Genomic DNA, 23,839 nt, shown 5'->3' on the forward strand with positions numbered 1-23,839 from the left:
CGCAACGGGGACGCCCGAGGGCCAGGAGGCGTTCGATCGGAGTTCTCGCGTTTCCTCATGCGGATCGTTCAGGGGTCCTGTTCGGTTCGTGGAATGCGGGCAGTGCAGGAATGAGGAGGTCGGCATAGTCGCGAATGCGCTGTGGTGGAAAGGATTTCGGTTCCGCCAAAACCAAGCGACCGGCCTCCCAGAAAAGTGCATACATGGTGCGGGCGGTGAGGTCGACATCGACGGCGGGAAGTCGATCCGGAGGTGTTGCCGCTCGTACGAAGTCCGTCAGTGCTGCGATGAGCGCCTGGCGGCCGTGCTCGAGGCGTCTACGAAAGGTTGGCGTGCTCGAGTCGGCGAGCTGGAAGACTGCTCGCCACCGGTTGGGTGCGGCCAGGACGGCCGTAAGGAAAACTTCGAGGCTTTCTGTCATCGCGTGGATCGGGTCCTGCGTGTGAAGAGGCACCACGTTGGCGAGTTGCGTCAGTGCTGCGTTCTCCTCGCGGTCGAGGCAAGCGCGCAGCAGTTGGTCGGAGTCGTCGAAGTGGCCGTAGACGACGGGGCGACTGACGCCCGCTTCCTTCGCCACCGTGTCGATGGACACCTTGTGGACGCCTTGTTCGACGATCACCCGCAGGACTGCGTCCAGTAACTGCTCCCGACGTTGTTCAGGAGCCATTCGCGGTGCATACGCCCGGTTCCGTCGTTCGGTCATGATCGTTTGCCGCCTCTCCGTCACCGCGTTGCTTGACATGCAACAACGCCTTGGCAAATACTACACTGACTGTAGCTACACTGACTGTAGCTTTGAGGGAAGGTTGCAACCGTGACTCGGTACTGCATCATCGGAGCTGGATACACCGGGCTGGCGGTGGCAAAGGCCTACGCGGATCTCGGCTTGGACTACGACCACGTCGAGACCGCCGTTGCGATCGGCGGAAACTGGTCGCACGGGGTGTACGACTCCACGCATCTGATCAGTTCGAAGGACGTCACCGGGTATCCGGACTATCCGATGCCCGACGACTACCCGGACTTTCCCAGCGCCACACAGATGTGCGAGTATCTGCGCGCCTTCGCTGCCGAGTTCGGCCTGGATCACCGGATCGAATTCAACACGCTGGTTGTCGATGTGGCGCCACTCGATACTTCGGGAAGAGCCGGGTGGCTGGTGGAATTCGGAGACGGCACGGTGCGCGAGTACGCCGGCGTCGTGATCGCCAACGGTCACTACTGGGATGTCAACATTCCCGCGTATCCGGGCGAATTCACCGGCAAACAGATCCATTCCAAGAACTACAAGCGCCCTGCCGACCTCGACGGCTCGCGCACGTTGGTGGTCGGCGCGGGAAACTCCGGTTGTGACCTGGCGGTAGAAGCCGCGCTGACCTTCGGCGCCGCGGAGATTTCACTGCGCCGTAGCTACTGGTTCATTCCGAAGTACGTCCTCGGTGTCCCTAGCAGCAAGTTCGACGTGGGCTCGATCCCAGTTCCAAAAGTGTTGCAGGAGCTAGTCTTCCGAATGATCGTTGTTGTCGGAATGGGAAGTTTTCGCAGTTTCGGGCTGGAAAAGCCGAAGCACCGTATCTTCGACCAAGATCTGGTAGTCAACCAGCAACTGCCTTACTTCCTCAAACACGGCCGCATTGCAGTCAGGCCGGAAATATCCCGGTTCGACGGACGTACAGTGCATTTCACCGACGGCACCAGCGGCGAATACGACACCATCGTCTGGGCCACCGGCTTCAAGACCACCTTCCCCTTCCTAGGCGACGGACTGCTCACGTGGGATAACGGGCAACCGCGCCTGGTGTCACACACCTTCGCCCCGGGGTTGGCCAACTTGTATTTCGCGGGACTGGTCGCCCCGCGCTCGGGTGCAGGAATGCTGCTGATGAACAGTTCACGCCTGCTCGCCGAGGCCGCGATACTGCAGCAACAACTGCATACACCGGTCGGTGATCTCTACTCGTATCTGTCCAAGCCATCCGGAGAAATCCTCGCCGGCGGCCCCGAATTGCGCTGGGAAATGCGGCGCGGCCGGTGGTCGGTCCGGATCATGACCCAACTGGCCACACTCCGCTCGAAGCTCCTCGGTGCACTCGCCGGCCCACCGACCGCGCGGAGAATTCCCGAGCCGCGACCTGTTGTGCCCGGCAACGTCCGGCGACCGATCCTCGCTGCCGCGCACCGCAACGCCTGACCTCCAATTCTCCACCACGACAACAGGAGTAACCATGCCACCCAAGAAACACGCACCCCGCACTGCTACCGCTGCCAGTTCACTCACGCTGCCATGCGGCGTTACCCTGCCCAACCGCATCGCCAAGGCCGCGATGAGTGAACAACTCGCCGCGATCGACGGCTCACCCAGCCAGAACCTGACCCGCCTCTACAGCGCCTGGGGACGAGGCGGTGCAGGCCTGCTCATCACCGGCAACGTCATGATCGACCGTCGCGCCTACGTCGAGCCACGCAACGTGACCCTCGAAGACGACCGCCACCTCGAAGCCGTCGGCAACTGGGCCCGGGCAGGATCCCGGGAGGGTGCGGTGATGATCATGCAGATCAACCACCCCGGACGAGTTGCCGTCGGACCACTGCACCGACGCCCGGTCGGCCCGTCGGCGCTGCGGCCGCAGGCGCTCGGATTCAATCTGCGCAAACCCCGGGAACTCTCGCTCGGCGACATCGCCTTCCTGCGTCGCCGCTACGCCCGAACCGCGGAACTGGCCGTGGCAGCCGGATTTTCGGGAGTGCAGGTCCATGCCGCACACGGATACCTCCTGTCGCAGTTCCTCTCACCTGTCGCGAACAAGCGCACCGACAGCTACGGCGGAAGCCCGGAGAACCGGCGTCGCCTGTTGCTCGAGGTGATCGCTGACGTTCGCGCAGCCATCGGCCCGGAGGCCGTTGTGTCGGTCAAGCTCAACTCGGCAGACTTCCAGCACGGCGGGTTGGGGGAAGACGAGTCGCTCGATGTCGCGCTCGCTTTGGAAAAGGCCGGCATCGACCTGCTCGAGGTCTCCGGCGGCAACTACGAAGCTCCAGCCATGACCGGCGTCGTGCAGGACAGCACCCGAGTCCGGGAGGCTTACTTCCTGCGCTACGCCGAAAGCCTGCGCGCCCGTACTGCTATGCCGCTCATGTTGACCGGCGGTGTACGCACCCGCGACTTCATCCGCGACGTGCTCGCTCAGGGCGTCGTGGATGTGATCGGGCTCGGCCGACCATTCGCCGTGCGGCCGACGATCGCGGCCGACCTGCTGTCCGGGACCGGTGAGCCGCAGGTGCTTCCGACTGCGCCACGCATTCCGCTGGCCGGCGCCACACCAATCAATTCCTACCTCCAACTCGCCTGGCATGCGGCGAATTTCCGCCGGATTGCGGCAGGCAAGGAGCAAGTACGTGAACCGGGTGCAGTTCGCACTCTGATCGCTGCTGGTACCGCCGTGACTGCCCGCGCGCTCACCCAATTCTGATCACCGAGGAGCGAACCATGAGCCTTCCCCCACCCACATCAACCACGCGAGCTGTCGTCACCGGTGCGTCCTCCGGTATCGGTCTCGCCCTCGCCGAAGGCCTGGCGCGGCGTGGATACTCGTTGATCCTGGTAGCCCGCCGCGAGGATCGATTGCGTGAGCTGGCCGCGCGGTTGGCCCAGCGTTACGGCATCGAGGTCGAGATCCGAAGCGTCGATCTGTCCGACCGTGCCGAGCGCGCGAAGCTCTGTGACGAGCTCGCGACCAGAGATGTCGTAATACTGTGCAACAACGCCGGATTCGCCACCTACGGCGAGCTCGCGACCGCGAACCCGGAGCGGGAACGCCAACAGGTGGAACTGAATTCCGTTGCAGTGCACGACCTCATCCTCGCTGTACTGCCACCCATGCTGGCGCGCGGCGTGGGCGCGATTCTGATCACCGGATCCACCGCAGGCAACCAACCCGGACCGAACAACGCTACTTACGCGGCGAGCAAGGCATTCGCGAACACCCTCGCCGAATCGCTGCACAGTGAGCTCGTCGGCACCGGAGTGCAATGTACGCTACTCGCGCCAGGCCCAGTACGTACGGAATACGCCGAGGTAGCCGAGGTCCCGAAGCTCGACCGCCTGTTGCCAGGCCCGCTGTGGGTCAGTGCCGAACAAGCCGCAACGGCAGCAATCGTCGGGCTGGCGGCTGGTCGCCGCCGCGTGGTCCCCGGCGCGTTCGCCAAACTGCAGACCGTCAGTGGCCAATACACCCCGCGAGGGCTGATCGGGCCGATTCTGCGTACCGTCTACCGAAGGGTCAAATGAGATGGGCTGGGAACCGGCCGTCAGGACTGCGGGTCGCTCACTCTGGACGGACCTGCGCCGCACACTGACGCTCGGCGATCCGCGGCGCAGCCTCTACCGCGACGCCCACTACTTCAGCGCCACCGTCGAAATCGACCCCGACATCATGAAGCAGTGGCTTCCTGCGGGGGTACGGTTGGCCGAACCGGCGCGCGCCGACCTTTTCACCGCCTGTTTCCCGGACAACAATTTCGAGTCACCCGGCTATCACGAGGCCGGACTGTTCGTTCACATCAAGACAGTGCAGGGCACCGGAATTCACTGCCCGTGGATGATTCTCGACGACGACGTAGCCCTGATCATCGGCCGTGAGCTTCTTGGCTACCCGAAGAAACTGGGTGAGATCGAGTGGACGGTCACCGATACCGATATCCGCGCTGCGGCAACCCGGCGTGGGCACAAGCTGCTCACCATGAGCGGCCGCATGGGCGACGCCATCACCGACCCACCGCCGATCCTCGCCCGACCGCACCGCAATGTCGTCGGCGTCGCGGGCATGCTGCCGCCCTGGTTGGTCGCCTTCACTCCACGTGAGAGCGTGCTCGAGGTACGGCGCATCGACGAATTCGCGCTGGAAGTGTTTGGCTCAGAACGAGACCCTCTGGATCAGATGGGAATCGGCCGGGTGGTCGAAGCGCGGCTGCACCGCGTCGACCTGCCGGGCGTGTGGGTGCCGCCTGTCCCGGTACGCCCACTTACTCCGTTGTTCACGACCAGCCGTCTACGGCCGCGGGTCCTGTGACCTTCACATACTCGAGCGCACCCGCGGGAAATCAACGTGAGCTGCCGCCACCTACAGAATCCCTCTGCGAGAGAACTTCAGGACCGTCATGAGCGATATCTATCGTCACATCTTGCGTGCCCACAAATGGATCTACATGCGTACCGGTGGACTGGTCGGGCATCGTCTCCTCTTCGGCAACCCCACCCTTCTGATACGCACCCTCGGTCGCAAATCCGGTCTGCCGAGAACTTCGGCATTGACCTACGCACGCGATGGCGGAACCTATCTGGTGGTCGCCTCCGCCGGAGGAGCAGCCAAGCCACCCGACTGGCTTGCCAACCTCACCGCACAACCTGTGTGCGAGATGCAGATCGGCTTACGCAGTACACGAGTTCGCGCGCGCGTCACCCTGCCGACCGATCCGGATTACGCGCGACGGTGGTCGACACTCGACGTCGTGAACAAGGGGCGATACTCCGCCTACCAGAACAAGACATCTCGCACGATCCCGATCGTAGAACTGGTCCCGATGAAGTCTTGAACACCGCCGTCGCTGCGCTGAATGCGCGAAGTCACGACGGTGAACGGAGTTGCCCGACCACCGTCGCATTAGGTTCAGGTGTCGGACGATAACTCGGGGATCGCAGGCGAGCCCGCCTTTTACCTGTTGAGGTGACGGGTGACCGGACGGATTGTTCACAGGGCCGATTAGCTCGATCGGGCAAGAATTTCGCGAAAGTCTGGGTTCAGTCCAGAAGATTGCGCAATAGTGGAAAGGTGCCTTCGACGCCGGATTACGCAGCCCAATTGCGTGACGCTGAGCTTCGCGTGACTCGCCCCCGAGTCACGGTGCTCGAGGTTGTGCATGCACGCCCACATGCAGCCACCGAGACGATTTTCGATGCTGTGCGGGCGGTTCTGCCAGGGGTATCTCGGCAGGCGGTCTACGACGTGTTGCACGCTCTCACCGACGCCGGATTGATACGGCGAATACAACCGTCCGGATCCGTGGCGCTGTACGAGTCTCGCGTCGGTGACAACCACCATCACGTGGTCTGCAGGTCGTGTGGCGTTGTCGAGGACGTCGACTGCGCCGTAGGTGAAGCGCCGTGTTTGACGCCGTCGACGCACAACGGCTTCGTCCTCGATGAAGCCGAGGTCATCTACTGGGGCCTGTGTGCCGACTGTTCGACAACTCAGAGTTTGCGATCACAAACGTGATCGAAGTCCGTTCTACTCGCTCATGGAGGGATTACCGTGTCCGATAGTTGCCCGGTTGCTCACGATGGAAACACCGAGAGCACCAGCGAAAGTGAAAACCCCGCAATCCCGTCGCCGACACCCACCGGGAACCGTCCGAGAACGAACAGCGACTGGTGGCCGAATCAGCCGGATCTCTTTGTCCTGCATTCACATTCGTCGAAGTCGAATCCCATGGGTGCAGACTTCGACTACGCCCAGGAATTCGCCAAACTCGACGTCGAGGCACTCAAGCGCGACGTCATCGCGTTGATGACGGCGTCGCAGGATTGGTGGCCGGCCGACTACGGCCACTACGGCGGACTCTTCGTGCGTATGAGTTGGCATGCTGCCGGCACCTATCGCATTGCAGACGGCCGCGGGGGCGGCGGTCAAGGCGCTCAGCGTTTCGCCCCGCTCAACAGTTGGCCGGACAACGCCAGCCTCGACAAGGCACGGCGCCTGCTCTGGCCCGTGAAGCAGAAGTACGGAAAGCAGGTTTCCTGGGCCGACCTGCTGGTGTTCGCGGGCAACTGCGCCCTGGAGTCGATGGGGTTCAAGACCTTCGGCTTCGGATTCGGCCGAGAAGACATCTGGGAGCCCGAGGAGATCTACTGGGGTCCTGAGGACACCTGGCTCGGCGACGAGCGTTACAGCGGAGACCGTGAGCTGTCCGGACCGCTCGGCGCCGTGCAGATGGGCTTGATCTACGTCAATCCCGAAGGGCCCAACGGGCAACCGGATCCGGTAGCGGCCGCCCGCGACATCCGAGAAACATTCGCGCGCATGGCGATGAACGACGTGGAGACAGCTGCGCTGATCGCCGGCGGCCACACCTTCGGCAAGACACACGGAGCCGGACCGGCCGACCTCGTCGGACCGGAACCCGAAGGCGCACCCATCGAGCAGCAGGGACTGGGCTGGAAGAGTGCCTTCGGCACGGGTGTGGGTAAGGACGCGATCACCAGTGGTCTTGAGGTCGTGTGGACTCCCACTCCGACGAAGTGGGACAACACCTTCTTGGAGATTCTGTACGGCTACGACTGGGAGCTGACCAAGAGCCCGGCGGGTGCGTGGCAGTGGATTCCGAAGGACGGCGCGGGGGCGGGCACGATCCCGGACCCGTTCGATTCGTCGGCCGGACGCACACCGACGATGCTGACGACCGACCTCTCCCTACGCCTGGATCCGACGTACGAGAAGATCACCCGGCGTTGGCTCGATCATCCGGAAGAATTTGCCGAAGAGTTCGCCAAGGCTTGGTACAAGCTCCTTCACCGTGACATGGGACCGGTCACGCGCTACCTGGGACCTTGGGTTCCCGAGCCGCAGCTGTGGCAGGACCCCGTTCCCTCGGCCGATGATCAACTGATCGGGGACGCAGACATCGCGATCCTCAAGAGTCGACTTCTCGACTCCGGGCTGTCCATTTCGCAGTTGGTGTCGACCGCGTGGGCGTCGGCTGCGAGCTTCCGCAGCACCGACATGCGCGGCGGCGCCAACGGTGCGCGAATTCGACTGGAGCCGCAGAAGAACTGGGAAGTCAACGAGCCCGCAGCCCTCGCCGCGGTGCTTGAGACTCTCGAGCGGGTTCAGCAGGACTTCAACCAGGCTGGTGGAGCCAAGGTTTCACTCGCCGACCTGATCGTTCTGGGTGGTACAGCGGCCGTCGAACAGGCCGCGAAGAACGCGGGACAGGACATCACGGTCTCGTTCACTCCGGGACGTACTGACGCAACGCAGGAGCAGACAGACGTCGACTCGTTCGAGGTACTCGAACCTCGGGCCGACGGATTCCGGAACTACCTCAAGGGTGGGGAGAAGATTCCGGCAGAGATTCTGCTGGTGGACCGCGCGTACATGCTGTCTCTGACCCCACCCGAGGTGACAGTGCTGGTCGGCGGACTTCGCGCGCTGAACGCGAACTTCGGCAAGACCGGCCACGGGGTGTTCACCGACCGTCCCGAGACCTTGACCAACGATTTCTTCGTCAACCTTCTCGACATGGGTACCGAGTGGAAGCCGTCGAAGACGAACGAGAACGTCTACGACGGGGCTGATCGTGCGACGGGCGACCCGAAGTACACGGCAACTGCAGTGGACCTCGTCTTCGGATCGAATTCGCAACTGCGCGCACTCTCCGAGGTGTACGCCAGCGAAGACGCGAAGCAGAAGTTCGCCGAGGACTTCGCCGCCGCCTGGACCAAGGTGATGGACCTCGACCGGTTCGACGTCAACTGATCCAGCAGATCGTCGACGGCGCCCCGCGAGCTTGTTCTCGCGGGGCGCCGTCATTTCACGCGCACGATAGCGTGGTCGTGTGGCCGATCAATTTGCGCTGGTACCAGCGGTGTACGTGATGTTCTGTCGAAGCAACCTGGCACAACGCCCGGAGGTGCTGTTGCAATTGCGCGAGGGCACGGGATTCATGGACGGATACTGGGCTCACGCGGCTGCGGGACACGTCGAACTGGGGGAGTCGGCACTCGACGCTGCCATTCGGGAGGCTGCGGAAGAAATTGGCGTTGAGTTGCTTTCCTCGGAACTGAAACCGCTGACCGTGTTGCATCGCCGTCACGCGGCAGGGATTGAACCAGTGGATCATCGAGTGGACTTCTTCTACGAATGCCGTACGTGGTCGGGTGAACCACGCCGGATGGAGCCGTTGAAATCTGCAGATCTGCGGTGGTGGCCGGTTGACGAACTCCCGGAGAAGCTGGTCGACCACGAGCGTTTCGTGATCGAAGCCCATCACGCCGGTCAGCTCGCACCCATCCAAAGTTACGGTTTCTGACCGAGCGAGGAACAAATTCAGGCTTCGCTCGCAACGATGACCGGGCACTGAGCTTTTCGAATCATCGCACTGCTCGTCGTGCCGAGACCGGCGTCGTCGAACGAGCCTCGACCACGCCGGCCTACGACGAGAAGCCTTGCCTCGGTGGAGAGTTGTTCCAGAATGGCTACCGAAGGGCCGTCGAATTCGATCTGACGGATGGTGACGCCAGGGTAGAGCGAGGCCCAACCTGACAGTTGCCACGTCAGCGGCGTCGGGTGCTGGGGCGCGTGCCCGGATGCGAAGTCTCGACGCAGCTCGGCTTCGGGCGAGGCAGCATGTACGACGATAAGTTCGGTGTTCACTGCGTCGGCTTCCTTGAATGCGATTGCCAAAGCGCTTTCGCTGTAGGCGCTTCCGTCCAAACCGACGACAACCGGCAAGGCTGCCGCAGCGCTGCTTTCACGCGGTGTTCCGACTCTTGCGAACGAACATGTCGGTCCAGGTGCGGCGGGATCGTCCTGTGGTGCGACGATCAAGGCGGCCTCGGACGTCAACGCGGTGAGGATTGCGGTGTTCTCCCCGGAGATCAGATCGGTCCGGATCCGAAGATCTGGCGACACCGACTCGGTGATCTGAATGGCTTCCATGAACAGGCCGGTCGGTGACGCCGAGGTGTTCGGATCGGCGGTGAACGGGGCTACGAAAACTATTCGCATCCAGAGACTGTGGCGATGCGCGAACTCGGCCGCCCACGTGATCACGTCGGGGCGCAGCGGGGATCCGTCGATGCACACGACCACCGCCCCGTCCGCGGACCACTCCGAGGTGATGAGGTCAGTCGATAGTTCGGGCTTCATCGTGAACTCCTCGAGCTGTGTCTTTTGAATGCGAACTAGCTTGCAGGACAGTGCCGAACAGCAATCCTGCGACGACTATCGAGCACGCGGCAGTCGTCAGGGGCAACCACACGAGCGTCGTGACAGCGAACATGAGCACAAGCAACGGGGCGAGAAGATGGCCGGGTTTCGCTCGGCGTTCGTGTTGCTGCTTTTCTGCCCAGGCTCGGTACTTCGTGCCGTCATTCATATTGTTTCACCTTGGTGTTTACCTCGGAAACCGACTTGTGGCCAAGCAGTCCGACGTGCGCCTCGTCGCGCATTCTCTCGACCATGTGGGGGTAGTGCAGTTCGAATGCGGGCCGCTCACTGCGGATTCGGGGGAGTTCGGTGAAGTTGTGTCGCGGTGGCGGGCAGGACGTCGCCCATTCGAGCGAGTTTCCGAACCCCCAGGGATCGTCGACGGTCACAATTCGGCCGTAGCGGTAGCTCTTGAAAACGTTCCAGATGAACGGAATCGTCGAGGCTCCGAGCACAAACGCGCCGATGGTCGAGATCGTGTTGAGAAGAGTGAAATTGTCCGACGGCAGGTAGTCCGCGTACCGCCGAGGCATACCCTGAGCGCCGAGCCAATGCTGGACGAGAAATGTTGCGTGAAAGCCGATCAGGGTCAACCAAAAGTGAATCTTGGCGAGCTTCTCGTCCAACATCCGGCCGGTCATTTTCGGGAACCAGAAATAGATTCCGGCGTATGTCGCGAAGGCGATCGTTCCGAAGAGGACGTAATGGAAGTGTGCGACGACGAAGTACGAGTCGGTGACATGAAAGTCCAAGGGCGGGCTGGCAAGAATCACGCCGGAGAGTCCGCCGAACAAGAATGTGACCAGGAAGCCGACGGAGAACAGCATGGGCGATTCGAAGGTCAACTGCCCCTTCCACATCGTTCCGATCCAGTTGAAGAACTTGACTCCGGTGGGAACTGCGATCAGGAAGGTCATGAACGAGAAGTACGGGAGGAGAACGGCGCCGGTTGCGTACATGTGGTGTGCCCACACCGCGATCGACAGTGCCGCAATTCCCAGCGTTGCGTAGACCAACCCGGTATATCCGAAGATCGGCTTGCGGCTGAAGACGGGGAAGATCTCCGAGACTATGCCGAAGAAGGGCAGCGCCAGAATGTAGACCTCGGGATGGCCGAAGAACCAGAACAGGTGCTGCCACAACATGACTCCACCGGTGGCGGGGTCGAACAGGTGCGCACCCAGATGACGATCCACCCACAGCCCGATCAAGGCGGCAGCGAGCAGCGGAAAAACGAGGAGAATCAGCATGCTGGCGACCAGCGCATTCCACGTGAAGATCGGCATGCGGAACATCGTCATCCCAGGGGCACGCAGGCAGACGATCGTCGACACGATGTTGACTGCGCCGAGAATGGTGCCGACGCCGCCGAGCGTGAGACCGATGATCCACAGGTCGGCGCCCATGCCGGGGGAGTGGAGTTCGCTGGTGAGCGGCACGTAAGCGGTCCAGCCGAAATCTGCCGCACCGCCAGGTGTTACGAATCCGGCGGAGGCGATCAGGCCGCCGAAGAGATAGAGCCAGTAGCTGAATGCGTTGAGTCGCGGGAAACACACATCCGGCGACCCGATCTGCAGTGGCATGAGGTAGTTGGCGAATCCGAAGAAGACCGGGGTCGCGTACAGCAGGAGCATGATCGTTCCGTGCATGGTGAACAACTGGTTGTACTGCTCGTTGGACAGGAATTGCATTCCCGGAACGGTCAATTCCATGCGCATGAGTAGCGCCATCAGTCCGCCGATCAAGAAGAAGGCAAACGATGTCACGATGTACATCAGGCCGATCATCTTGTGATCGGTGGTCCTGAGGATCTCGACCAGTTTCGAACCCTTCGGAGCGGTTCGGGGAATCGCATCGGCGTGCGTATCGACCTCACCTACCGGCCGGGGTGCTAGATCAACCACGACGGCCGCCTACGAGAATCGACGTGACGAAATACCGAGAATGCCTGGGACTGTGGAACATAACGCAATGATCGTGGCGACCGGGAACTCGGACGAGGGGAAAAGGTCCCTAGGATCGGAACAGAGGCATGGCGTAGATCACGTGGTCCGGTACGGTCGAGAGAGTTGTCTTCACGGGCGGAAAGAAAGCGAGATCGTCATGGCGTGTCGCATCAGTGAACTGGTGCTCGGTTGCCGGGAACCCGAGGTGCTGGGCCGGTTCTGGTGCGAGGTCCTGGACTTCGTCGTGCTCGATCGAATGGACGACGGGTCGTTGGAGATCGGCCCACGCGAAGGCTTTGGCGGTCCACAGCCGACGATCATCCTCAGTCGCAGAGACGAACCGGAGAAGGGTAAGCCTCGCCTGCATATTGACGTCAACGCTACCGATCGCGATCAGGAGGCCGAACTCGAACGACTACTGGGTCTCGGTGCGCGCCCGGCTGACATCGGCCAGACAGGGCAGGAGCAGTGGCATGTCCTAGCGGACCCAGAAGGTAATGAGTTTTGTCTGCTGAAGGCTCGACTATCTCCGCTCTGACGCTCAACGATCGTGACTCGGTAACAGGCTCGGCCTTCGGCTCAGCGGAACGCGCCACACCAACTCGGTGACACCGTTCTCGCTGGTGATGTTGCTCGAGCCTCCGCACTGACGAGCGCGGGTCGCAAGGTTGTCGAGACCGTGGATTCTGGTTGCCTGGTCGATACCCACACCGTCGTCGACGATGCTGATGACAAGCTCCTCGGTGGCACGGATGGTGACGTCGATGGCATCGGCATGGGCATGTCGCAGAGCATTGCTCAAGCCTTCGCGCACAACGGCTTCGGCGTGCGGGGCTAGTCGAGCCGGGACGGAACTGTCGATGGTTCCCTCGAAAGTGACGCTGGGAGTGATCGGCGAGTGGCCGGACAGGCCGTTGACGGCGTCGAGGAGTCGCCGCCGTAGGCTTGTGGGAGTGGACATCTCGCTCGTGTGGAGGTCGAAGACTGCGGTGCGAATTTCGCGGACCGTCCGGTCGAGTTGATCGACAGAGGTGTCCAAAACGGTTCGAACGGTGGCCTCGTCGCCTGGACGTTGAAGTACTCCCTGCAAACTCAATCCGGTGGCGAACAACTGTTGAATGACGTGGTCGTGGAGGTCACGCGCGATGCGGTCACGATCTTCGAGCACGTCGATCAGTCTTTCCTTTCGTTGCTGTTCAGCGAATTCGACAGTGACAGAGGCGATGTCTGCCATTGCCGTCAATTGCTCGATCTCCTCTGTTCCCCACGGGCGGTCGCTGCGGCGTGACGCGAAGAGAACGCCGCCGCCGAACGAGGTTCCGGAGAGGGGGAGTGCGATCACAGATTCGTCACCGGAAACATTCAGTGCCGGAACGGGACTGCCCTGTGGTGCAGAGATCGGTCGCCGGCTGCGCGCTGCGTCGTCGATCACGGTCCCGGACAGATTGACGGCAGAGCCGGTCGCGGCGAAAGGCTGGGAATCGGCAATATCTGCGACGTGGACTACTGGCTCTCTGCCCAGGTCGTAGCGAACGACGCACACCAGATTTCCATCCGTGAGATGCCTTGTCGTCCGAACCAGTTCGGCCAGCGTCTCGTCGCGCGATCCGCCACTGAGAAGACGTGCATTGACGGCGGCGACTGCCTTGAGCCAGGCCTCCCGCGTCCGGGATTCCTCGAACAGGCGCGCGTTGTCGATGGCGATGCTCGCAGCGTTTGCCAGTATCTGGAGTACTGCCTCGTCGCGATCGTCGAATGCAGCCCGGTCCGAGCTGTCCGCGAGGTAGATGCTTCCGAACACCTCTCCCCTGACAAAGATCGGAACGCCGAGAAACGTGTCCATCGGTGGGTGATTGGTCGGAAACCCTGCCGAGGACGGATGCGAGGAGATGTGGTCGGTTCGAACCGGGCAGGGTTCCTGAACGACCAGGCCCAGCAGTCCGTGCCCTTCGGGAAGGTGCCCGATCTTGGCAACCTGACCCTGATCCAAACCCGAGTGGATGAATCGCGACAAGCGCCCGTCGGGCGACTTCACGCCGAGCGCTCCGTAGTCCGCTTCGAGGAGATGACGCGCGACGTCGACTATCTGTTGCAGGGTTTCGTCGAGCTGGAGGGTGGATCCGACAGTCAACACGGCGCTCAGCAGTTTGGGAATCGCACTCGGGTTCAGGGCAGCCAGCTCGGCGCTTCCAGCGATATCGCCGAATAGGCTGAGCATGAGAGCGTCGCGGCTACCTGGCATGGTGCGTGCCCGTGGTCGCGGAGAAGGGCGAGCCTGACGGCGTCAGCAGGTGAGTAGTCGCCTGGCCCGAAGGATCCGGGTGAGAAGTGCCTGCGCGAAGCTTTGTTGCCAAGACTGCAGCCTGCGTTCGGCGTTCGAGGCCCAGTTTCTCGAGGATGCGTGAGACGTAGTTCTTGACTGTCTTCTCCGAGAGCTCTGCGTGCGTGCTGATCTCTCGATTGCTCAGTCCCTTGCCGATCAACTCGAAGATCAATAGTTCCTGATCGGTCAACAGGGCCGCCGCAGTACCCGATTCCTGCTCGGATCGGATGCGCCGCACCAAACCGATCACCGCCTGCGTATTCAACAGCGATTTGCCGGTAGCAACCGTACGGATCGCCGAAACGAGGTCATGGCCGCGAATGTTCTTGAGGACGAATCCACGTGCGCCGGCGATCAGGGCGTCGAGGAGGGCATCGTCGTCGGAGTAGGACGTGAGCATCAACGTCGCCGCGTTCGGATAGGTCGACGCCAGTTCTCGGCACAGTTCCACACCGTTGCCGTCGGGAAGCCTGACGTCCATGACAACCACGTCGGGTCGGCATTCGGGTATCCCGACCGAGGCTTCGCGAACACACGACGCCTCGCCCACGACGTTGAATCCCGATACCTGATTCAACAGGTCTGCCAATCCACGACGGACGATCTCGTGGTCGTCGACCAGATAGATGCCGATCGTCACGGTGGTCACCTCTTCCAGCTCACGCCTGTCGTCGATGTTACCGGACGGTAATGTCCCGACAGGATCGGGTTGTCCGACCGATGGCCGACAAAAAACCCGCGTCGAAGGGTGCGAGACCGAGTCTCGATTGCACAGAGCCAAAGGTCCCGACCGTCACGAGATCTGAATCACCCCGATCTCGTGAGGTAGCGGGTGTGCGCTGAATGTGATTGTGCCGGTGTCTGTTCGATCCGCTCAGTCGACGGGAGCGAGTTCGACGGAGACGTAGACACCCTTGCCTTTTCGATGTGCGAGTGCCTCGCCGGGGCGATCGATACCGTCCAGTTGGAGAACGATCGGACCATGTTCCGGATAGAAATTGCGCCACCAACTCTTCTTGTCCGGCATGGCAACCCCGATCGTCACATGGTCGCCTTTTCGTTTGTAGGACACGGGCGCGCTGAAGGTGCGACCGGACTTGCGGCCGACGTAGGTGATGACGGTCATCGAACGGCCGAGTAGTTTGCCTACGATCGGAGCGCCGATCAGCGGTTGGACCACTACGTTCACGGCGGCGGATACACGTTGGAAAGTGTTCACGAGAAGCCCTTTCGCGACGAATGTTGCACGAATTCGAATCCTGCACGGAAATGGTGCGTGCAGTAGTTCTATCCTGCTCGACCGGGATTGTCGCGTGGGCAGAAATTGGTACAAACCGGTGTGCCGAAGCGAGTAGCGTGGGGTACGTCGAGGGTCATTCGAATATGCGCGGTCAAGCCATGTCGTCCTCGACGCCAACCCGGTCTGTGGTCGAACGGCCGAGAACTGGAGCGCCTGTATGGCGTCGAACCCGTCCGATGTGTCGAATGCACGAGGGCAATCCGAGTCGACTGACGCGGATCAGGAAACGCCGTCGATCTGCCCGGCGTGTCAGCACAGTATGGAATCCCACGATCCGCTCGGAGTTCGCTTCTGCGCAGTGACTGCCGACCGCGGTCTCGATCGAAAGTGCATCTGCGCTGCAGATCGCGAGGAGATGCAGCACTATTCGCGCTACTGAGGCGCATCCTGCATCCCAATCGAAGACGCACCGACCTGCAGTCGCCGACAGTGCTGGATGCCCCGAACCCGCCCTCGTCTATCGACGATCAGCACGTGGTGGTGATGTGTGCGTAGTGCACCTTTACCTGTACAACGTGCAGGGCTGCAATGTGTATGTGCGCTGCCCGCCGCGCTCAGAGGTGACCGGATAGACCGCCGGTCGCGGTGTGTGCTCGCTTCGCCGAACGACTACCTGCTCCAACGCTGCCGTGCTTACTCGATCAGATCCACCTCCCAGTTCGTTCGTTGAATCTGTGTATCGACCTCACGAATCTCGCGGGCGAGGTCGTCCGCGATTGCCCGAAGTTCGGTGACGGGAACTGCCGCGACATAGACCAATTCTGATCGGAGTTGACGACCGTAACCTCGCTCTTCGCGCCCGGACGCGGCGTCCGCAGCGGCATTGACTGCAGAGTGTCTCAGGCGCAGCACATCTCGATGGGCGAGTGCATCTGTGACAGTGCCGTTTCCGAGGATTGCCTGCGCATTGGTTCGATTGATCGCGCGCATCAACCGTTCGAGTTCGCTCAGAGTTGACGTCAGCTCTTCGAGAAGGACGGCAGCGTCTTCGGCGGGAATTTCTCCCTCCTGGTGGCGTGCATTGTCGACGATCCGCTCGCGCAAGTGCGCAACCTTGCGAGTGGTGTCACTGCGTAGCGCGAGTGCCTCTGCCAGTTTCATGGATGAAGCTCCTGCTCTGACCTGAATCGGGAACTCCAAGCTAGCACTCGGTTGACCACCTGGGTCGGATTCCATTGTCTTGCTGCGTTCTTCCCAGTTCAGCATTCGAATCATCTTGGAGACAGCTGGTACTGCGTGTCCGCTGGGGCTGCCACACCGAACTCGTAAGCAATGGGCTTCACCCCAACAAATTAAGGGTGTGGCGATGTTCGATGAAGCGATGAAGTCGGTGGAGCACGCTGCGCACGGTCTCGGGTCGACGGAGCGGGCGAGGCATACGATGGTCCGCCGTCGATCTCGCGGTTCAGGCGAGATAGTCGCCCCGAGACGAGTTTGAGCGCGCCTTTCCCTATTTGTTCGTCTTCGGGAGGCCAGGCGGATTGACCAGTGATTTGTCCACTGCTTCGTTGGTGATCTTCCAGCGCTCGAGGACCTGAGCGTACGTGCCGTTTTCGATCAGATGATCGATTGCCTCACTGATCGGCTGAACCAATCCGTTGTCCTTCTTTACCAATACACCGATCTGGCCCAACGCAGCCTCTCCAGCGCCGGAGAACTGACCGATCACTTCGTTCTCACCGGTCTGGGCGGCGTGGAACTGGGATGACGGGTTCGGGCCGAAGTATGCGTCGATTCGACCCGACGAGAGGGGAAGGTAGTAGTCAGTGGTCTTCTGGTACACGGTGATTTCAGCGGGAGCCAGACCGGCCGCCACGTTGTCCTCGTTCCACTTCACCAGCAACGCTTCCTGATTGGTGGCGGCGCCGACACCGACCTTCAGCCCGGCGATGTCCCGCGGCTTGTCGAGCGAGATGTTCTTGTCTTTCCTGACCTCGAAAGCGAGAGTGTCGAGGCGGTACGTCGCGAAATCGTACTTCTCCTTGCGTTCCTCGGTGACCGTCACGTTCGAGACGAATGCATCAGCATCTCCCGAATCGATCCGCACCGAATTCTGCGCCCAATCCGCAACCTGAAGATCGATTTTCAGCCCGAGCACCTCGGCAATCAAGTACGCGAAGTCGGTCTCGGAACCGATGACTGTCTTGTCGTCGTCGGCGTAGAAGCGTAAGGGAGGGGCGGTTCCGGCATTGCCGGTGATGCGGATCGTGCCGCGGTCTCGGAACTCCTGAGGGACCTTAGCTGCGATCGAATCAACCTTCTCGGTGGTGATTCGGTTCTGCTCGGACGACAAGTTTATGCCGGATGTTGTTGCACCGGAGTGCTGCTCAGTCGATTGTTCATCTGGGCTTCCGCAAGCGGCACCCAGGAGGGCAACTGTGGCCAGGGTAGCGATCAACAGCGTCGCGGAGCGAGGGCGGGTGAACATGAGGTTCCTTCCACAAAGAGGTTTTGTCGAAACAGGCTGATGTGTTGACGAAGTGCGAGCTAGCTCTTCCAGGTATCCACGAAGTCCACCGAGTAGAGATCGGCCTGGATACGCAAGTCGTGAACTGCGGGAGTCGTCGCGAAGATCAACGAGGAGGCGTGCAACGGGATCGCCAATGCCTGATCGGCAATCAACTCCTGAATCTCTTTCAACACGCCGTTCCTCGCATCTACGTCTACGGTTCGAGATTGTTTGATCAGCAACGTATTCAGCTCAGGCGTCGAGGCGATGCCTTTGGTCGAGCCGAGAGTGGGGCTGAACACCAGCAGTACGTCACCGTCTGCACGCAAACTCTGGAAGTAGATCGATTCCCATGTGCCATCGGTTCGTGCAGTGTTGTCCTCGGCAGTCGAGCGAGGTTGCAAGTTCACCGCGACGCCGATGTCACGCAGCTGAGACTGGATCAGTTCGAACTGCGATTGTGGGAGGTGGTTGCGGTACGCCAACTCCACGGTCAACTTCTCACCGCCCTTCGTGCGAAGTCCGTCACCGCCGACTGTCCATCCACTGGCTTCCAGTAGCGACTTCGCACCCTCCGGGTCATACGTGTAGTCGGACGAGAGATCGGTGTACCCAGGCGCTTTCACCGACAGGATGCTTCGTGCAATCTCGTCACTGGGCGTGTAAGTGGTGTCGATGATCTGTTGGGTATCGATGCCCTTCACCAACGCACGCCGCACGTTCAGGTCCGCGAGCACTGGCGCAAACGTGGGGTTGAGCAAGAGCGAATCGTTGATGCCGGCAGCTATTGACGGAATGACAGTGAGTCCGGAGGCCTGTGTGCGATCGACGTCTGTGCTCGGAATGTCGATCGCGGCGTCCAGTTGCCCTGACGTCAAGCCACCGATCCGCACCGAGGACTCGGGGACGACCAAAAAGGTGATCGAATCCAGATATGCCTCTCCCTTGTTCTTGTTGAGTGAAGATCCCCAGCGATAGCCGTCGCGTCGAGCGAGAACGACCTTCGCATTGGTCTCCAGTTCCTTCTGCACGAACGGCCCCGAGGCGATAACGCCCTGCGCGCAGCGTTCTTCGGGCGTCTTCTTCAAGGATTCCGGAGCGATGATGGCGAGTGTGTCGGAGCGTGCGGCTTGAAGGAAACCCGCTGACGGTTCCGAGAAATTGAGTGCGACAGTGGAAGCGTCGAGTACCTCCGCTCCAGTGAAGTTTGCAAGATGTGACTTCGCAGTGGTCGCGAAGCCACTGTCTCCCAGTCTCTTCTGGCTTTCGAAGTTGTCCGCGACAACCTGCGCATCCAGACGCTCGCCGTTGCTGAAGGTCACGCCGTCCTGGAGAGCGAAGACGAATCGTCGACCGTCGTTCTGGACCTCCCAGGACGTCGCCAACCAAGGCACGATCTCCCCGGTGTCCAGGTTCTGGTCGACGAGTTTGTCGTACAGGGGATGGAACGCAGTAGCGGTCTGACCGTTCAACGTCTTGTCGATGCACGGTGGAAAAGTATTGATCGCAAAGGTCAGATCGCCCCCGGAAGTGGGTTCGGAGTCGGCGCTCGCAGCTGGTGTTGCAGTGCTGCAACCCGTCGCAACTGCAAGCGTCGACGCCAGGATGGCGACTCGGATCTGTATGGATGAAAACCGCGACGTCGTCATGGAGCGAGTTCCGTTCATCGTGTGGAAGTGCGAGTGGAATCGAAGATGTGGGACCGCAGGGTCGTGCCGGTGTATTCGCGCCGGAACACGCCCCGGTTTTGCAGCAGTGGCACAACAGAACTGGTGAAGTCGTCGAGCCCTCTGGGGAAGTGGGTCGCGGTGAGGATGAAACCGTCGGCCGCTCCTGATTCGAAGAGGTGTGTCAACTCGTCGGATACCTCCTGCGGCGAGCCGACAATTTCGGGAGTGAGATCATTGCGCGCGAACAACTCTGCGGTTTCGGCGATGGTGAGATTTCGGGATTCGATCAGGCGTGCCAATCGATGTGAGGGGCCCTTACCGCGGTTGAGGACCTCGGCAATCGGAGTGGTCGGATCGAACTGCGACAAGTCGAGCCCTGCGGAGTGGGAGACCCACTCGATTGCTGCATCCGGATGGATAAGGGATCGCAGATACTCCTGCCGTTCCTTCGCGATGCTCGACGTCTCGCCGACTATCGGTTGCACAGCGGCGACGAGGCGGACCGAATCAGGGTCGCGTCCGGCCTCTTCCGCGTAGCCGCGAATTGCCTTGCGCTTCGCTCGAAGATCTTCCTCCAACGGGTCGATCGCAAAGACCAGATCTGCCCACCGCCCACCGAACTCGCGCCCTCGGGCGGATTCACCTGCCTGCATGAAGACCGGCCGGCCTTGCGGTGATTGCGGCAGGGTGAGTGGCCCCTGTACCGACAGGTACTTGCCCTTGTAATCGGCGGCATGAATCTTGCTCGTATCTGCGTAGATTCCGCTGTCGCGATCAGCCAGAACCGCATCTTCTTCCCACGACGACCAAAGTGCGGTGGTTGCTTCGAGGACCTCGTCTCCGCGTTCGTACAGCTCCTCTCGGGGCAGTCGGTCGACCTCGGGGAAGTTGTCGTTCGCGGGGCCAGGTGCCGTCATGACGATGTTCCATGCTGCGCGTCCGCCGCTGAGTATGTCGAGGCTGCCGAGGGTCCTCGCCAAGTTGTACGGACTGTTGAAACTAGCCGAAAGCGTCACGCCGAGACCAATTCGTTTCGTCGCGCCGGCCACGACCGCAGCAAGTTGCGTCGGATCATGTTGAAAGCCGGTCAGCAGACCGTATTTGGTGTGGCCGTCGACATAGTGCACGCGCTCAGGTATCAGTATCAGATCGAATTTTGCTCGTTCGGCCGCCTGTGCGTATCGCTCGTACAACTGCCTGTCCTCGAAGGAATTCTCCGAGTAGGAATGTCGCCACATTCCGGCACTGTGCATGCTCGGGAACACCATGTAGGCGCCGAGGATCATCTGTCGTGTCATCGCTTCTCTGGATTCCTTGATGTGTGATGGATGCGAGTGGAGACGGGTCGTTCAGGGTCGGCGCTCCACCCCGACCACGATGCGATGTAGACCGCGGAGCTGATGCCGATCGCGGCCAGCGCCAGTGCATTGTGCGAAGCGGCAACGCCGCCGCCGCAATAGGACACGACGGGTGTACTACTCTCGATCCCGAACTGACGGAAGTGCTCTCGCAGCTCGGCGTCGGGAAGCAGGAAGCCGCTTTCGTCCAGTACATCGAGAGCAGGTGCTGATACTGCTCCGGAAATATGGCCTTGAAAGTGGAAACTGCTCGGACTGCGAGAATCGAGCAAGATGCCGGTCGTCGCTGCGCGCGCGGCATCGTCTGCGTCGGCCGGCGATACTTCTACCGAACGAGTCGGCGCGTTGGCTATCGGCATGTCCGCGTTTGTCTGCTGCTCGATCGCAGCCGTCCACGCCGCCATTCCGCCGTCCAGATAGCGCACCGACCTTCCCGCCCAGTGCAAAGTGAACCACGCACGCGCGGCCAGCAGCGGGCCGTCGGGACTGTAGACGACGATGTCTGCGTCGGCAGCTATGTGTCGATCTGCGAGAGTCTTCGTGAGGATGTCGAGATCAGGCAAGGGGCGATCTCCGCGGGTTCCACCACCTTCGCCTTGAAAGTCTCTGATCGACAGAGTGACATGATTTGGTGAACTCACGATCTCGGATGCACTCGTTGTCTGTTCGCGCACAACTGTGATGACGACCGGTGCCTGGCCCAACCGAATCAATCTGAAAAGTTCGTGGGCGGATACGATCACCGAGTCTCGCTCGCCGCCCTCTGTCGAAGTCATGAAAGATACTTTCCAGCAGTTGTTTTCGCGGCGGTAGTCACACGATCGCGGTAATCCTTGGTCACGGCGCAACCGCTGCCAGCACTTGCCCGGCATCAATGACGTCTCCTACCGTCACACTCACCGCCGAGACTGTCCCAGGAGAGGACGCGCGGAGGGCAGTCTCCATCTTCATGGCTTCGACGACCGCAACGACATCACCTTCCGATACCCGTGTTCCAGTCTGGAGTACAGCCAGTACAGTTCCCGGCATCTTCGAAGTGATCTCTCCGTCCCCGGATTCGGAATCCTTTGCTGTATAGATCTTCTCGCTCACCGGAACGGTCCAACCGCCGACGCATACCCACGCGCCGGTGCCGACTCCGAGACGTCCAGCGGTGGTTGCCAATCCGTCGGCGACCAGACTGAGGGTCATTTTTTCGGTTCCGCCCCTGACGAGCACGGAAATGTTCCGGCCGTCGGCGTCCACAATCCACTGGTCGCGTCGTTGTGAGATGACCGTTGTCGTTACGACTCGGCCGTCAGCTACTAGTTCGCGTCCGATCGGATCGGATCCCGCTTTGCGCAATGCTGCTCGATGTAGTCCGTGAGCGCCGGTCCAGGACGACGTAGTGACCGGCAACTGTTCCTCGACCGAAGTCCATACCAATGCAACAGCCGCGGCGGTGGCCTGGAGTTGCTCCGAATCCGGGACCAATCGAGTGAGGTGCTCGTCGACGAAGGAAGTGTGAATGTCATCCGTCCGCACAGCCGTTGTCGCCAAGAGTAATCGGAGGAAGCCTATGTTCGAGGCTCCGCCGAAGTAACTCGCATGGGCCAAAGCTCGGTCCAACGACTCCAGCGCCGCTGACCGTGTCAGCCCCCGCGCTATCACCTTTGCGATCATCGGATCGTAGAACGGCGGAATGGCGCCGACGCCCTCGAAAGCACTGTCGACGCGGACCTTCGACGGCCAGGAGACCTTCACGGAATGTGAAGGTGCGGGCCGAAACCCGTTGGACGGATCCTCGGCGTAGATTCTCGCTTGCACCGCGAAGCCTCGCAGTGCGATGTCGCGCTGCTGTAGAGGCAAGCGCGCGCCGAGGGCGATGTCAAGTTGCAGTTCGACGAAATCGACGCCCGTCACTTCTTCGGTGACCGTATGTTCGACCTGCAGGCGCGTGTTGACTTCGAGGAAGTAGTAGCGGTTTTCGGCGTCGACCAAGAATTCCACGGTGGCCGCGTTCACGTAACCGACGCCTGCGAGAAGACGGAGAGCGTCGTGCTGCATGGAACCCAGGACTGATTCGGGCACGGAAGTAGCCGGTGCCTGTTCGATGATCTTCTGATTTCTACGCTGAAGTGAGCATTCGCGGGTGAAGAAGTGAACTCCCGTGCCGTAGGAATCGAACAACACCTGCACCTCGACGTGACGTGGACGCTCCACCAGCGTCTCGATCATGAGGTCGCCGCGACCGAAGTTCCTTTTGTTCAACCCGATTGCGGAGGTGATGACCTCACGGGCATCATCACCCGGATGCAGGCGGACCATCCCCTTGCCTCCGCCACCGAACACCGGTTTCAGCAGCACCGGAACGTCGAGAGACTGAACATGACCGACGATGATGTCGGGATCGGCACTTGCCTCACCCCACGCATTGAGCGTCGGAATGCCGGCATCTGCGGCAGCCTTCTTCGCCCTCGCCTTGTCGCCGAGCATTGCGATGGATTCAGCGGCCGGACCGACGAATGTCAACCCTGCAGCGACGACTGCGGTAGCAAAATCGGAGTCTTCGGAAAGGAATCCGTAGCCCGGGTGCACGGCATCGCACCCGGCGCCGAGGGCGGCCGCAATGATTTGATCCGAATTGGTGTAGGACTCAGACGGAAGGTCTCCGTCCAGGATTACCGTGTGATCGGCAAGGCGATGCCACTGTGCGTGTGAATCGACGGGTGAGGAGATCGTCACTACCGACATGCCCAGGCGGCGGGCTGTTCGCGCGATGCGTGTGACGATTTCACCTCGATTGGCGATGAGAAGTCGAGTCATTGTGC

22 protein-coding genes are annotated in these 23,839 nt (G+C 61.1%); 10 read left to right on the top strand and 12 right to left on the bottom strand.

All coding sequences use genetic code 11. The features are described from left to right. Positions 1 to 55 precede the first annotated feature (55 nt). The gene (locus ACFWEM_RS18325; RefSeq protein WP_378535675.1) at positions 56 to 703 is read right to left on the bottom strand and encodes a TetR/AcrR family transcriptional regulator; all 648 of its coding nucleotides are present in this window, start codon (positions 701 to 703) and stop codon (positions 56 to 58) included. A 111-nt stretch (positions 704 to 814) separates the two neighbouring features. On the opposite strand from ACFWEM_RS18325, the gene ACFWEM_RS18330 reads away from it, so the two are divergent. The 8 genes from ACFWEM_RS18330 to ACFWEM_RS18365 all read left to right on the top strand — a co-directional run bounded on the left by ACFWEM_RS18330 (position 815) and on the right by ACFWEM_RS18365 (position 9,084). Continuing rightward, positions 815 to 2,191: a flavin-containing monooxygenase gene (locus ACFWEM_RS18330; protein ID WP_378535677.1), complete on the top strand. Its 1,377-nt coding sequence runs from the start codon at positions 815 to 817 to the stop codon at positions 2,189 to 2,191. Between the two features lie 34 nt (positions 2,192 to 2,225). Then, on the top strand, positions 2,226 to 3,470 hold the full coding sequence (locus ACFWEM_RS18335) for an NADH:flavin oxidoreductase/NADH oxidase family protein (protein ID WP_378535679.1): 1,245 nt from the start codon (positions 2,226 to 2,228) through the stop codon (positions 3,468 to 3,470). A 17-nt stretch (positions 3,471 to 3,487) separates the two neighbouring features. Continuing rightward, positions 3,488 to 4,288, top strand: a complete 801-nt coding sequence (locus tag ACFWEM_RS18340) for an SDR family NAD(P)-dependent oxidoreductase (protein ID WP_378535681.1) — start codon at positions 3,488 to 3,490, stop codon at positions 4,286 to 4,288. Position 4,289: 1 nt separating this feature from the next. Continuing rightward, a complete protein-coding gene (locus ACFWEM_RS18345) occupies positions 4,290 to 5,069 on the top strand; it encodes an acetoacetate decarboxylase family protein (protein WP_378535684.1) in 780 nt (259 codons plus the stop codon). Between the two features lie 88 nt (positions 5,070 to 5,157). Then, positions 5,158 to 5,592: a nitroreductase/quinone reductase family protein gene (locus ACFWEM_RS18350; protein WP_378535686.1), complete on the top strand. Its 435-nt coding sequence runs from the start codon at positions 5,158 to 5,160 to the stop codon at positions 5,590 to 5,592. Positions 5,593 to 5,828: 236 nt separating this feature from the next. After that, positions 5,829 to 6,272 carry a Fur family transcriptional regulator gene (locus ACFWEM_RS18355; RefSeq protein WP_378535689.1) on the top strand — a complete coding sequence of 148 codons (444 nt, stop codon included), beginning with the start codon at positions 5,829 to 5,831 and terminating at the stop codon, positions 6,270 to 6,272. Between the two features lie 36 nt (positions 6,273 to 6,308). After that, on the top strand, positions 6,309 to 8,531 hold the full coding sequence (gene katG / locus ACFWEM_RS18360; protein ID WP_378535691.1) for a catalase/peroxidase HPI: 2,223 nt from the start codon (positions 6,309 to 6,311) through the stop codon (positions 8,529 to 8,531). A 79-nt stretch (positions 8,532 to 8,610) separates the two neighbouring features. Further along, complete coding sequence (locus tag ACFWEM_RS18365) at positions 8,611 to 9,084, top strand: NUDIX domain-containing protein (RefSeq protein ID WP_378535693.1); 474 nt, start codon at positions 8,611 to 8,613, stop codon at positions 9,082 to 9,084. A gap of 17 nt (positions 9,085 to 9,101) precedes the next feature. Here the strand turns inward: ACFWEM_RS18365 and ACFWEM_RS18370 are convergent, their stop codons facing one another. Both ACFWEM_RS18370 and ctaD read right to left on the bottom strand, forming a co-directional pair. Further along, positions 9,102 to 9,923 carry a universal stress protein gene (locus ACFWEM_RS18370; RefSeq protein ID WP_378535695.1) on the bottom strand — a complete coding sequence of 274 codons (822 nt, stop codon included), beginning with the start codon at positions 9,921 to 9,923 and terminating at the stop codon, positions 9,102 to 9,104. Positions 9,924 to 10,144: 221 nt separating this feature from the next. Continuing rightward, entirely contained in the window at positions 10,145 to 11,887 is a 1,743-nt protein-coding gene (gene ctaD, locus ACFWEM_RS18375; protein ID WP_378535697.1) for a cytochrome c oxidase subunit I, read from the bottom strand. 199 nt (positions 11,888 to 12,086) lie between these two features. Between ctaD and ACFWEM_RS18380 the strand changes: the two genes are divergently transcribed. Next, the gene (locus ACFWEM_RS18380; protein WP_378535699.1) at positions 12,087 to 12,467 is read left to right on the top strand and encodes a VOC family protein; all 381 of its coding nucleotides are present in this window, start codon (positions 12,087 to 12,089) and stop codon (positions 12,465 to 12,467) included. Between the two features lie 3 nt (positions 12,468 to 12,470). On the opposite strand, the gene ACFWEM_RS18385 is transcribed toward ACFWEM_RS18380, so the two are convergent. The 3 genes from ACFWEM_RS18385 to ACFWEM_RS18395 all read right to left on the bottom strand — a co-directional run bounded on the left by ACFWEM_RS18385 (position 12,471) and on the right by ACFWEM_RS18395 (position 15,471). Next, positions 12,471 to 14,147 (bottom strand): GAF domain-containing protein, encoded by a 1,677-nt coding sequence (locus ACFWEM_RS18385; protein WP_378535701.1) that lies wholly within the window; start codon positions 14,145 to 14,147, stop codon positions 12,471 to 12,473. A gap of 13 nt (positions 14,148 to 14,160) precedes the next feature. After that, positions 14,161 to 14,892 (bottom strand): response regulator, encoded by a 732-nt coding sequence (locus ACFWEM_RS18390; RefSeq protein ID WP_378535703.1) that lies wholly within the window; start codon positions 14,890 to 14,892, stop codon positions 14,161 to 14,163. Between the two features lie 234 nt (positions 14,893 to 15,126). Continuing rightward, positions 15,127 to 15,471, bottom strand: coding sequence for a hypothetical protein (locus tag ACFWEM_RS18395; RefSeq protein WP_378535705.1), 345 nt, complete (start codon positions 15,469 to 15,471; stop codon positions 15,127 to 15,129). Between the two features lie 238 nt (positions 15,472 to 15,709). Between ACFWEM_RS18395 and ACFWEM_RS18400 the strand changes: the two genes are divergently transcribed. Beyond that, the gene (locus ACFWEM_RS18400) at positions 15,710 to 15,931 is read left to right on the top strand and encodes an RGCVC family protein (protein ID WP_378535707.1); all 222 of its coding nucleotides are present in this window, start codon (positions 15,710 to 15,712) and stop codon (positions 15,929 to 15,931) included. A gap of 254 nt (positions 15,932 to 16,185) precedes the next feature. Here the strand turns inward: ACFWEM_RS18400 and ACFWEM_RS18405 are convergent, their stop codons facing one another. The 6 genes from ACFWEM_RS18405 to ACFWEM_RS18430 all read right to left on the bottom strand — a co-directional run bounded on the left by ACFWEM_RS18405 (position 16,186) and on the right by ACFWEM_RS18430 (position 23,834). Then, positions 16,186 to 16,653 (bottom strand): DIP1984 family protein, encoded by a 468-nt coding sequence (locus ACFWEM_RS18405; protein WP_378535709.1) that lies wholly within the window; start codon positions 16,651 to 16,653, stop codon positions 16,186 to 16,188. Positions 16,654 to 17,002: 349 nt separating this feature from the next. After that, positions 17,003 to 17,980: an ABC transporter substrate-binding protein gene (locus ACFWEM_RS18410; protein ID WP_378535711.1), complete on the bottom strand. Its 978-nt coding sequence runs from the start codon at positions 17,978 to 17,980 to the stop codon at positions 17,003 to 17,005. A gap of 59 nt (positions 17,981 to 18,039) precedes the next feature. Next, entirely contained in the window at positions 18,040 to 19,650 is a 1,611-nt protein-coding gene (locus ACFWEM_RS18415; protein WP_378535713.1) for an ABC transporter substrate-binding protein, read from the bottom strand. A 14-nt stretch (positions 19,651 to 19,664) separates the two neighbouring features. Next, positions 19,665 to 20,969 (bottom strand): NtaA/DmoA family FMN-dependent monooxygenase, encoded by a 1,305-nt coding sequence (locus ACFWEM_RS18420; RefSeq protein WP_378535715.1) that lies wholly within the window; start codon positions 20,967 to 20,969, stop codon positions 19,665 to 19,667. Continuing rightward, positions 20,966 to 21,805: a sulfurtransferase gene (locus ACFWEM_RS18425; protein ID WP_378535717.1), complete on the bottom strand. Its 840-nt coding sequence runs from the start codon at positions 21,803 to 21,805 to the stop codon at positions 20,966 to 20,968. The genes ACFWEM_RS18420 and ACFWEM_RS18425 overlap by 4 nt, the downstream gene beginning before the upstream one ends. Before the next feature lie 61 nt (positions 21,806 to 21,866). Further along, a complete protein-coding gene (locus tag ACFWEM_RS18430; RefSeq protein WP_378535719.1) occupies positions 21,867 to 23,834 on the bottom strand; it encodes an acetyl/propionyl/methylcrotonyl-CoA carboxylase subunit alpha in 1,968 nt (655 codons plus the stop codon). Positions 23,835 to 23,839: the final 5 nt, after the last annotated feature.

The organism is Rhodococcus sp. NPDC060176 (assembly GCF_042728675.1).
GTDB lineage: Bacteria > Actinomycetota > Actinomycetes > Mycobacteriales > Mycobacteriaceae > Rhodococcus_F.